Source organism: Cellulomonas sp. GbtcB1 (genome assembly GCF_019091725.1).
Taxonomy (GTDB): Bacteria; Actinomycetota; Actinomycetes; order Actinomycetales; family Cellulomonadaceae; genus Cellulomonas.
In genome coordinates this window covers 1-230 of record NZ_JAGXJG010000682.1, presented here as the reverse complement: position 1 = coordinate 230, position 230 = coordinate 1, and the positions used below count along the sequence as shown (strand labels likewise).

Here is a 230-nt window from a genome sequence, read left to right as displayed (position 1 = left end):
CGAGCCGGCTGGTCGCCGCGTCGCCCTCGGCGAGCGCGGAGGTCCACCGCTCCTCGAGCCGGCGCCGCGCGGTGATGTCGTGGAAGTAGACGGACAGCCCGTCGGGACCCGGGTGCGCCCGCACCTCGTACCAGCCGTCGGGCGGCGGCGGGTAGTACGCCTCGAACGACCGCGCGGCCCCGGACTCGACCGCGCCGCGGTAGTGCTCCTCGATCGCCGAGCCGACCGAC

Annotated in this window: 1 pseudogene; it reads right to left on the bottom strand. The window is 76.5% G+C overall.

Annotation, left to right across the window (positions count from 1 at the left end):
* A pseudogene (locus tag KVT14_RS21795) lies at positions 1–230 on the bottom strand (PAS domain-containing protein); the annotation flags it as partial.